Source organism: Roseibium sp. R5 (assembly GCF_055755305.1).
On record NZ_CM146910.1, the window covers coordinates 941,545 to 952,500 of the forward strand.

The window sequence follows — 10,956 nt, forward strand, 5'->3', positions numbered from 1 at the left end:
AGCTTTGAAATGGCGTGTTCTTGATCAATGTCATATCCGCGTAATTGATACTGAATTTAACTGATCTCCGGTTGAGATTCACCGGATCCAGGATAATCGCTCAAGGGGTTCGACACATATCATCGTCGAATTTTGCCTTGCGAAAAGTCCTTGAAGTGGTTCAAGTTTGTTTCAACAACCACGGTTTGTCATTGGTCATCAGACGCGAGGATCCGCATGCTTGTCTCACACACCCGGATCGTTGACATCGTCGGAGACATCATCCGGATCATGGTGTCCTCGACGAAGAGTGAGGCCGAAGGCCGGCCCTGTCTCGGGGATTTGGCTATTGTGGAAACCGGCGAGGGCACGTCTTCCCTCGCCCAAGTGATCAATATCGACCAGGACATGGTATCGTTGCAGGTCAACTCCGGCACCAAGGGTTTGGCCAACAATGCGTCCGTCCGGTTTCTCGGAGAACCGGCGAAAGTTACGTACTCGGACAACATCCTTGGCCGTGTGTTTGATGGTGCCGGCACCCCGATTGATCAGGGTCCGGACCTTTCGACCGATCCAACCGTTCCGATCGGCGGTCCCTCAGCGAACCCGATGAAACGGGTACTCGCCTCGCGCATGATCCGTACGGATGTGCCGATGATCGACATTTTCAACTGTCTCGTCGAAAGCCAGAAGATCCCGATCTTCTCCGTTTCAGGCGAACCCTACAATGCGTTCCTGGCGCGCATCGGCATTCAGGCGGATGCGGATATCGTCGTCTTTGGTGGGCTCGGATTGATTTTCGATGACTACGCTTTTTTCCGGAAACAGTTTGAAGATGCGGGTGTGTTCCCGCGCACGGTGATGTTCATCAACCAGGCGTCTGACCCGGTTGTCGAGCGCCTCCAGGTTCCGGACATGGCTCTGGCCGTCGCCGAGAAATTCGCGGTTGAAGAAGGCAAACGCGTTTTGGTCCTGATGACCGATATGACCGCATTCGCCGATGCCATGAAAGAAGTCTCGATCGCCATGGAACGGGTGCCAGCCAACCGCGGCTATCCGGGCGACCTCTATTCCCAACTTGCGCGGCGCTATGAAAAGGCGTGTGATTTCAAGGGCTCTGGGTCCGTCACAATCCTGACCGTAACCACCATGCCGGGCAATGACGTCACACATCCGGTGCCGGACAACACAGGCTACATCACAGAAGGGCAGTTCTATCTGCACAGCGGGATGCTTGATCCGTTCGGATCTCTCTCGCGCTTGAAGCAGCACGTTATCGGCAAGGTGACGCGCGAAGATCACAACCAGATCATGAACACCATGATCCGGTTCTATTCGGGGGCTCGGGACGCAGAACAGAAGCAATCGATGGCCTTTGAGCTGTCCGATTATGACCACCAGCTTCTGAAATTCGGTGCGCTCTTCCGCAAACGATTCATGGATATCGAGGTGGCCATTCCCCTTGAGGAGGCACTGGACCTGTGCTGGCAAACGCTCGCCGAGTGTTTCTTGCCCGAACAGCTTTTGATGAAACAGGGGCTGATCGACAAATATTTCCCCGGCGAGAAAACTGCTTCAAAGGACGCGGCTAAAGATGGTGCCGACGGGGAGGCTGCCTGATGGCCAAGCTGGCGCTCAACAAGTCATCCCTTGCCCGGGAAAGCGCACATCTTTCTGAATACAAACGCTTCCTTCCGTCTTTGGAGCTGAAGCGTCTGCAGATCATGGCCGAGCGAGCGAAAGCCAAAGAAACTGCGCTCAGGCTTGATGCGGAATATGAGCGCCGCTTTGACGAAATCGCAAAATCACTGCCGATGCTCGCGAACGAGCAGGTTCCTGTCGAAGGGATCGTGACCCTGAAATCAGTCGAACGTGGCGAACAGAACCTGTCCGGCACCAGACTGCCAACGCTTGAAAACATCGAAGTCGACGTCAAATCCTATTCTCTTCTCGCCCGGCCTCACTGGGTGGATCCTGCGGTCAACGGGCTGAAAGAACTTTTGAAGCTCAATCTGGAACGCGAGGTTGCACGGGAGCGGATCGAAAAGCTGCTTGAAGCCGAAGCGGTGATTTCCCGGCGGGTCAACCTCTTCGAGAAGGTTCTCATCCCGCAAGCCCAGAAGAACATCAAAAAGATCCGTATGGCTTTGGCCGATGCCGAACGCGATGCCGTGGTCCGCGCTAAAATCTCCAAACGCAAGACAGCGGCGCGAAGCGCAGTAAAGGGGATGGCTGAGCTATGAGCATTGTGCCCCTCACAAAAGTCAGCCTCATCGGCGTTCTGGAAGACAAGGAAAACGTTCTGGAAGCCACACAGGCTTTTGGAGCGCTGCATCTCATTCCCCTGAGTGATGCGCAAAAGGAACTTGAAGCGGTGCCGGCCGGGACAGGCCGGGAAGCCGTAGAGGCTCTTCGCTGGCTGATGGATGCGCCGGTCCAGCGGCTGCAGGTCACAGACCCGAGCAGCTTTGACCTCAATGAAACTGTCAGCCGATCAGTCGAAAACCGGCAATTGATCAAAGACTGCGAAGATCGTTTGGCGCGGCTTAAGAAACGCATTCATGATGTCGAGCCCTGGGGAGAGTTTAATTTCACTGACCTGGAGAGCCTGAAAGGCCACCGCCTCTGGTTCTACGTTGTCCCCACAGGAAAGCTCAGAGAAATTGATCCGTCAAACAAGGTCCTGGAGGTCGTGCACGCCGATACTTACAGGGCCTATGTGGTGGTGTTGTCACCGGACGAACCGGAGGTTGGCGACATGCCCGTCCCTCGGGTTCATGTCGGCGCGGTCTCTCTCTCAACGCTCAAAAAACACTACGAAGAAGCTGCGATTGAACTGGAAGAGTTGCAGTTGCAGCGGCAGGCGCTAACAAAGTGGCGGTTTTTGCTGGCATCAAACCTTGCAGCAGCGAGAGATCAAGCCGCCCGTCATCGTGCAGGTCTGGAAACCGGAGATGCCGGACGGGTTTTTGTGCTCCAGGCCTGGGCGCGACAGGACCAAGTTGAAGAAATCGAGGCCCTTGCTGGAGAAACTGGTGTTGCAGCTGTCTTTGACGACGTAACCGCAGAAGATCAGCCACCGACCTTGCTTGAAAACCGGCCGGGGTTAGCCGCGGGCGAGGATCTCGTTGAATTCTACCAGACACCGGGATATCGAGACTGGGATCCGTCTGTCATCGTCTACATATCGTTTGTCATCTTCTTCGGAATGATCATGACAGATGCTGGATATGGCCTATTGATCCTGGCGCTGCTGTACCTCTTCCGAAACCGCTTCAGCAATTCTGAACAAAGCCGGCGGCTCTTACGCATGGCCATGTGGCTGATGGTCTCGACAGCTGCGTTCGGTGTCGCAACGGGCAGTTACTTTGGTATTGCGCCGCCGGACGGCAGTTTCCTGGCGAAACTCAAGGTCCTGCATTTGAAAGACGTTGATACGATGATGAAGATCACGCTGACCATCGGTGTGGTGCACATTGTCCTAGCCAACCTCATGCGCAGCTTTAATGAAACAACCCCAAGCGGACGGTTTCAGCCGCTTGGCTGGTGCCTTGTCGCCCTGGGCGGACTCGCGACATTCCTGGGACAAGGCACGGTCTTTGCCACACTTGGCCCTGGCGCCGTTGTTGCTGGGTTATTGACCGTCGGTTTCTTCGGAAGTGATCGGAAGGTCAATTCGCTGTCGTCCGGCGGGATGCGTGTTTTCGACGGGTTGGCCTCCCTTGCCCGGGTCGTGAATATCTTTTCCGATGTGCTCAGCTACATGCGGCTTTTTGCGTTGGGCCTGGCTGCTGCATCGCTCGCAGAAACCATCAATACGCTTTCCGGCCAGTTGAATGACGCGGTCCCAGGCGTTGGATTGCTGATTGCAATCCTCGTTCTGATAATCGGCCACTCCATCAACATCGGCCTCGGGTTGATTGCAGGGTGCGTACATGGCCTGCGCCTGAACGTGATTGAATTTTTTAATTGGGGTTTGAAAGACGAGGGCACGGCCTTCCGTCCATTCAAGAAAGAGGAGACACGCCTGTGAACGAATTCGTTGTGGCGCTCGGTTGGTTCGGGCTTTATGCGCCGGTGGCTCTCGGCGCGATCGGCAGTGCCTGGGGCTGTGCTCTGGGAGGCAGCGCAGCGATCGGCGCAATGCTCGACAGCGATGGCGGTTACGGCCGGTTCATCGGTGTTTCTCTCATGCCGTCCTCTCAGGTGATCTACGGCATCGTCATCATGTTCTCGCTCCAGCAAACAACCGTCGATGCCGCAAATGGCGCTGCCATGTTTGGCATCGGTGTTCTGTCGGGCTTCACCATGTTGTTCACCGGCATTCGGCAAGGCGAGGTTCTGGCATCGGCCATTCACGCGTCCAAGGCAAAACCCGAGATTTTCGGTATATCGCTCGCACCAGCTGCGGTTCTGGAAGGCTTTTCGGTCTTTGCTCTGGTGTTTGCACTGGTGCTCGCCGGAACAATGCCGAGCTAGGAGGCGACCATGTCAGAAACCAAAACCGCCGGAGAGCTGGAAACTGCCGCAGGTGCTGGTGTTCAAGCGCTGATCGACCGACTGAAAGCCGAAGGCGTTGAAGCTGGTCAGTCTGAAGCCGAAGCCATATTGGCAGACGCCAAAGCAAAGGCAGAGGCCCTGGTCGCAGAAGCTGAAAAAAAGGCAGTTGCGCTTAAGGCAGCCGCCCGGGCAGAAGCTGCACAGGAGAAAGCTGCCACCGAAGATGGTCTGAAAGTAGCCGCCCGAGACCTTGTGCTTGATATGCGCAACGAACTCGGCGAACGCATCCAGCAGGAAGCCAAGCGACTGGTGGCCACAACGCTCGCCGATGAGGCCTTTTTGCAGAAGTTGATCCTTGCGATGGCGGCCAATGCCAAAGAGAGCGCCTCCGTGAGTGATGCTGAGCCAATGGAGATCGTGCTTCCGGAAAAGATCGTGACCTTTGAGGAGCTGAAACAGTCTCCGGAAGCGGTCGAACCAGGAACATTGACACATTTCGTCATTGCACTCGCCGGGGATGTCTTGCGGGAAGGCGTAACCTTCTCCACGGCTCCTGGGTTTGACGGTATCAAGATCAAGCTGACTGGGCGGGACGTTTCCATTGATCTGACCGAAGAGGCGATCGCAACGCTCCTAAAGCGCCACCTTCAGCCCAGGCTCAGAGCCGTCATGGAAGGGGTGTTGCGTTAAATCCATGTCCAACCCTCACCAGTACATCGCGCTGATCACCAGCTTGCCGCATCTTGGCAAGTTGTTCAGCCGCAAGGAGGTGCCGATTTCCCAGTACCGGCTGCGCCAGCGCATGGCGATGCTGGAACCTGGGCATGCCCGCCTGCTGAAAGAAATGGTTGAAGTGACGGCCTGGGCCGGCGTTGCACACATGGAAGATGACTTTGAGGTCATCCAGCGGGCGCGCGAAGTGATCCGTGATCTGGCTGAATGCCCGGATCTCCAGCACCTGGTAACCGGTCGCATGGAAACGCGGACCCTGATTGCAGCACTTCGGCGGCGGCGGAACGGGCAAGATGCTGCAGGCGCAATAGAAGCCTGGGGATACGGCCGCTGGTGTTCGATGATTAAGGCCAATTGGGCCGATCCGGCCTTTGGTCTGGGGCATTTCATGCCTTGGGTCGCAGACGCGCATCGATTGATCCGGGCAGAAGATCACATTGGCATGGAGCGATTGGTGCTAACCGAGGTGTTCCGCCAGCTGGACCAATATTCGATTGCCCATGAATTTGATTTTGAAGCTGTTGGGATTTACGTGTTGCGTTGGATCATTGTGGAGCGCTGGTCGCGCTATAACGCTGATCAAGCCCGCGATCGCCTGAAAGCCCTCGTCGCTGAAGCACTGACCCCATCTGACACGGCAGCCGTGGTTCAATCCGTTTCTGCCGAACTTTTTACTGATACGTCTCCATCTCTTGAGGGAGTTCTCCCATGACCAGTCATGTTCAGCTTCCGGAGCCGACAGCTGAAATCATCGCCGTCCAGGACGACCTTGTGACATTGGCGCCTCTCGGGGAGGCCCCTCTGATCAAGAACGAGGTTGTCTATATCATCCCGCACGGTCCAGAACGGGAAGGAAAGCCCCGCGAATACCTGAAAGCCGAAGTGTTGCGGGTTCGCGGCAAATCAGCCGAAGCGCAGGTTTTTGAAAACACGGCCGGTGTCCGCGTTGGGGACAAGGTGATTCAAAGCGGCGAGATGTTGTCCGTTGCTCTGGGACCTGGCCTCTTGAGCACGGTCTTTGACGGTCTGCAGAACCCCTTGGCGGATATAGCAGCGGAGCACGGATTTTTCCTGCCGCGCGGGGTCTTGACTAATGCGCTTGACCACACCCGCAAATGGTCGTTTGAACCCAAAGTCACTTCGGGCGCTCCGGTCAATGCGGGCGACACGCTCGGCTTGGTTCCAGAAGGACGCTTTAATCACCGAATCATGGTGCCGTTTGGTCTTAAGGGGACCTGGACTGTTGAGCGGATCCGGGAAGGAACCTTCACCATAGAAGAGGTTGTCGTCACCTTGAAAGATGATCGCGGCAATACCCGCGATTTGACCATGGTGCAGCACTGGCCGGTACGCCGCGCAATCCCGGATGCTTTGGTAAAAGCGGGTCAAAGCGAGCGCCTCTATCCAAGCGAGCCTTTGATTACCACCTTGCGTCTGATCGACACGTTCTTCCCGATTGCCCGCGGCGGCATGGGCTGTATTCCAGGACCCTTTGGAGCCGGCAAAACGGTTTTGCAGTCCCTGATTTCGAGGTTCTCTGCAGTCAATATCGTGATCGTGGTGGCTTGCGGCGAACGCGCCGGCGAGGTGGTGGAAACCATCACCGAATTTCCCGATCAGCCGGACCCGTCTGGTGATGGCACCTTGATGGATCGCACAGTCATTATCTGTAACACGTCGTCCATGCCCGTCGCGGCACGAGAAGCCTCGATCTACACCGGCATCACGCTCGGCGAATACTACCGCCAAATGGGCTATGACGTTCTTCTGATCGCAGACAGTACATCGCGCTGGGCTCAGGCCATGCGTGAAACATCGGGTCGATTGGAGGAAATTCCCGGTGAAGAAGCTTTCCCGGCGTATCTCGATTCCGCGATCAAGGGAATCTATGAGCGCGCGGGGGTCCTAAAAACCGCGACTGGAGACACGGGCAGTCTAACCATGATCGGCACGGTCTCGCCGGCCGGCGGAAACTTTGAAGAGCCGGTGACACAATCAACGCTTGGTACTGTCAAAACCTTCCTTGGTCTCTCGTCAGAGCGCGCCTACAAGCGGTTTTACCCCGCCGTGGATCCCCTGTTGTCCTGGTCCCGCTATCACACCCAATTGCGAGACTGGTATCATGAAAACATCGGGCCGGATTGGGTGCCGCGCGTTGAAGAAATGATCGATCTCCTCGCCAAGGGAGATGAAATCACGCGCATGATGCAAGTGACCGGTGAGGAGGGCGTGTCGACCGAAGATTTTGTTCTGCAACAAAAGGCCCTCTTTCTGGACATGGTCTATCTGCAGCAGGATGCGTTTGACGACGTGGATGTCTCCGCGCCCTTGGCCCGCCAGCAGGAAACCTTTGATCTTGTCTACAAGATTGCCCGGACACCATTTGAATTCGAGGACAAAGATCCAGCTCGCAAGTTTTTCACCGAACAAACATCTCTGTTTAAAAACCTGAATTACGCGGCAGACGGAAGCCAGGAACGGCTGCAGCTGCTCAAACGGATTGAGACGGGCGTGCACGCGGCTCCGCAGCGTCTAACGGATTGATATCTCGCGTTGGTTTTTATGTTAGTTGAAGCTTACTAGCGGTAATGTCCGCGCAGCTGTTTCAAGACGCGCATATCCCCGCCAAAGAGCGAGGTTTTGATTTTTTTGGGGATTTGATTGCGGGAGCAGGATTTGAGTGTTTTCTGCCCCGTTGCGTCGGACGTTGTCCTCCTTCCGGGGACCCCGTCAGGTCAAAATCAGCGACCCCTTCCAACAAAAAAGCCGCCCAAAAGGCGGCTGTTTTTATTGGTTGCGGGAGCAGGATTTGAACCTGCGACCTTCAGGTTATGAGCCTGACGAGCTACCGGGCTGCTCCATCCCGCGTTAAGGTGGAGGCTATCGTTGAAGAGGTGTGCTGATGTGTTGGCACACTTTTGGAAGAGATGCACTCAAGCAGGCGTTAGCCGATAGTGCACTGAAGTTTCCAAATTGCGCTTTGCAGGCCTGGCAGCGACCTACTCTCCCACACCTTAAGATGCAGTACCATTAGCGCTGGGGAGTTTCACGGCCGAGTTCGGGATGGGATCGGGTGGGGGCTCCCCGCTAGAGCCACCAGGCCGGCGAAGGGCAATTTGGATGTAAAACTGGTCTTGTTGTTTAGCCCTCACGGCCGCACCGCGCATGACTGCGCTGGCCTGCGGGAACGCGGCCTGACCGGCCGGCGCGCGTTGCGCTTGCGAACCTTTCGGTTCGACGTCATTTCCCTTGAGAATCTAAACTGGTCTTATTTTGAAGTTGATTAGAGCACTTACCGAAGCCTTCAGGCTTCGCAAGGCCAAGTGGCCGCCGCGCACTTTTGCGCGCCCCCGCGGAGCTTAGCGCCACAGGCGCGCTCAAGCGTGAGCGCAAACCATCTAATCTTTTACAAAGCGCCTTTTGGCGCTTTTAAAAGATGAACATTGACTAATGAGAGGATCAAGCCGAACGAGCTATTAGTAAAGCTAAGCTTCATGCATTGCTGCACTTCCACACGCTTCCTATCGACGTGGTGGTCTTCCACGGCTCTTCAGGGAGAACTGGTTTTGAGGTGGGTTTCCCGCTTAGATGCTTTCAGCGGTTATCCCGTCCGTACATAGCTACCCTGCAATGCGGCTGGCGCCACAACAGGTCCACCAGAGGTACGTCCATCCCGGTCCTCTCGTACTAGGGACAGATCCTCTCAATTCTCCTACACCCACGGCAGATAGGGACCGAACTGTCTCGCGACGTTCTGAACCCAACTCACGTACCACTTTAATTGGCGAACAGCCAAACCCTTGGGACCTGCTCCAGCCCCAGGATGTGATGAGTCGACATCGAGGTGCCAAACAATGCCGTCGATATGGACTCTTGGGCATCATCAGCCTGTTATCCCCGGCGTACCTTTTATCCGTTGAGCGATGGCCCTTCCACGAGGGACCACCGGATCACTATGGCCGTCTTTCGACTCTGCTCGACTTGTCAGTCTCGCAGTCAGGCAGGCTTATGCCATTGCACTCAACGAGCGATTTCCGACCGCTCTGAGCCCACCTTCGCGCGCCTCCGTTACCATTTGGGAGGCGACCGCCCCAGTCAAACTACCCGCCACACACGGTCCCGGACGTTGTTGCGCCGCGGTTAGATATCCATAAGGACAAGGGTGGTATTTCAAGGATGACTCCACATCTGCTGGCGCAAATGCTTCAACGTCTACCACCTATCCTACACATGTCATTACGAATACCAGTGTGAAGCTGTAGTAAAGGTGCACGGGGTCTTTCCGTCTGACCGCAGGAACCCCGCATCTTCACGGGGAATTCAATTTCACTGAGTCTATGCTGGAGACAGCGGGGAAGTCGTTACGCCATTCGTGCAGGTCGGAACTTACCCGACAAGGAATTTCGCTACCTTAGGACCGTTATAGTTACGGCCGCCGTTTACTGGGGCTTCAATTCGGTGCTTGCACACCTCCTCTTAACCTTCCAGCACCGGGCAGGCGTCAGACCCTATACGTCGTCTTGCGACTTCGCAGAGCCCTGTGTTTTTGATAAACAGTCGCCACCCCCATTTCTGTGCCACCTATACCTGGTTGCCCAAGTACAGGTCTCCCTTCTCGCGAACTTACGGGAGCATTTTGCCGAGTTCCTTCAGCATAGTTCTCTCAAGCGCCTTGGTATTCTCTACCAGTCCACCTGTGTCGGTTTCGGGTACGGTTTATACGGTGGAGCTATTTCCTGGAACACCTTCGCTGCACCCCCAATCCAATAAGGAGATACAACACACGGCATCCGTCACTACCACCAAGTACAGGAATATTAACCTGTTTCCCATCGACTACGCCTTTCGGCCTCGCCTTAGGGGCCGACTAACCCTGCTCCGATTAGCGTTGAGCAGGAACCCTTGGACTTTCGGCGAGGGAGTCTCTCACTCCCTTTATCGTTACTCATGTCAGCATTCGCACTTCTGATATCTCCAGGAGCCCTCGCGGGTCTCCCTTCGCAGACTTACAGAACGCTCCGCTACCGCATGCACTTAAAGTGCACACCCGCAGTTTCGGTGTATGGCTTGAGCCCCGGTACATTTTCGGCGCGGAGACCCTTATTTAGACCAGTGAGCTGTTACGCTTTCTTTAAATGATGGCTGCTTCTAAGCCAACATCCTGGTTGTTTTGGGATCTCTACATCCTTTCCCACTTAGCCATAACTTAGGGACCTTAACTGGCGGTCAGGGTTGTTTCCCTCTCCACAATGGACGTTAGCACCCACTGTGTGTCTGCCGGATAGTACTTCTCGGTATTCGGAGTTTGGTTAGGATCAGTAAGGCGGTAAGCCCCCATAGCCCATCCAGTGCTCTACCCCCGAGAGTATTCATCCGACGCTCTACCTAAATAGATTTCGCGGAGAACCAGCTATTTCCGAGTTTGATTGGCCTTTCACCCCTAGCCACAGCTCATCCCCGACTTTTTCAACAGGCGTGGGTTCGGTCCTCCAGTGCGTGTTACCGCACCTTCAACCTGGCCATGGCTAGATCACTCGGTTTCGGGTCTAATCCAACGAACTTGACGCCCTATTCAGACTCGCTTTCGCTGCGCCTACACCTATCGGCTTAAGCTTGCTCGTTAAATTAAGTCGCTGACCCATTATACAAAAGGTACGCTGTCAGGCACGAAGCCCTCCAACTGTTTGTAGGCATCCGGTTTCAGGGTCTGTTTCACTCCCCTCGTCGGGGTGCTTTTCACCTTTC

The 10,956-nt window shown here is 55.4% G+C and carries 7 protein-coding genes, 1 tRNA gene and 2 rRNA genes (1 of these 10 only partly in view); 7 read left to right on the forward strand and 3 right to left on the reverse strand.

What is annotated here, in order from left to right; all coding sequences use genetic code 11:
- Positions 1–216: 216 nt before the first annotated feature.
- From AC0J4F_RS04270 to AC0J4F_RS04300, 7 genes are read left to right on the forward strand one after another with little or no spacing between them, the layout of a single operon-like run.
- Positions 217–1,599 (forward strand): V-type ATP synthase subunit B, encoded by a 1,383-nt coding sequence (locus AC0J4F_RS04270; RefSeq protein ID WP_473025511.1) that lies wholly within the window; start codon positions 217–219, stop codon positions 1,597–1,599.
- Positions 1,599–2,222 (forward strand): V-type ATP synthase subunit D, encoded by a 624-nt coding sequence (locus AC0J4F_RS04275; RefSeq protein WP_473025512.1) that lies wholly within the window; start codon positions 1,599–1,601, stop codon positions 2,220–2,222. The genes AC0J4F_RS04270 and AC0J4F_RS04275 overlap by 1 nt, the downstream gene beginning before the upstream one ends.
- Positions 2,219–4,012, forward strand: coding sequence for a V-type ATP synthase subunit I (locus AC0J4F_RS04280; protein ID WP_473025513.1), 1,794 nt, complete (start codon positions 2,219–2,221; stop codon positions 4,010–4,012). The genes AC0J4F_RS04275 and AC0J4F_RS04280 overlap by 4 nt, the downstream gene beginning before the upstream one ends.
- The gene (locus tag AC0J4F_RS04285; protein WP_008195907.1) at positions 4,009–4,458 is read left to right on the forward strand and encodes an ATP synthase subunit C; all 450 of its coding nucleotides are present in this window, start codon (positions 4,009–4,011) and stop codon (positions 4,456–4,458) included. Before AC0J4F_RS04280 ends, AC0J4F_RS04285 begins: the two co-directional genes overlap by 4 nt.
- Before the next feature lie 9 nt (positions 4,459–4,467).
- The gene (locus tag AC0J4F_RS04290) at positions 4,468–5,169 is read left to right on the forward strand and encodes a hypothetical protein (RefSeq protein ID WP_473025515.1); all 702 of its coding nucleotides are present in this window, start codon (positions 4,468–4,470) and stop codon (positions 5,167–5,169) included.
- A 4-nt stretch (positions 5,170–5,173) separates the two neighbouring features.
- Positions 5,174–5,923, forward strand: coding sequence for a hypothetical protein (locus AC0J4F_RS04295; protein WP_473025516.1), 750 nt, complete (start codon positions 5,174–5,176; stop codon positions 5,921–5,923).
- Positions 5,920–7,755, forward strand: a complete 1,836-nt coding sequence (locus AC0J4F_RS04300; RefSeq protein ID WP_133949544.1) for a V-type ATP synthase subunit A — start codon at positions 5,920–5,922, stop codon at positions 7,753–7,755. The genes AC0J4F_RS04295 and AC0J4F_RS04300 overlap by 4 nt, the downstream gene beginning before the upstream one ends.
- 247 nt (positions 7,756–8,002) lie before the next feature.
- Here the strand turns inward: AC0J4F_RS04300 and AC0J4F_RS04305 are convergent.
- From AC0J4F_RS04305 to AC0J4F_RS04315, 3 genes are all read right to left on the reverse strand, one after another.
- Positions 8,003–8,079: transfer RNA gene (locus AC0J4F_RS04305), tRNA-Met, on the reverse strand.
- 118 nt (positions 8,080–8,197) lie between these two features.
- A 5S ribosomal RNA gene (rrf, locus tag AC0J4F_RS04310) occupies positions 8,198–8,312 on the reverse strand.
- A gap of 354 nt (positions 8,313–8,666) precedes the next feature.
- Positions 8,667–10,956, reverse strand: a 23S ribosomal RNA gene (locus AC0J4F_RS04315); it runs 438 nt beyond the window's last position.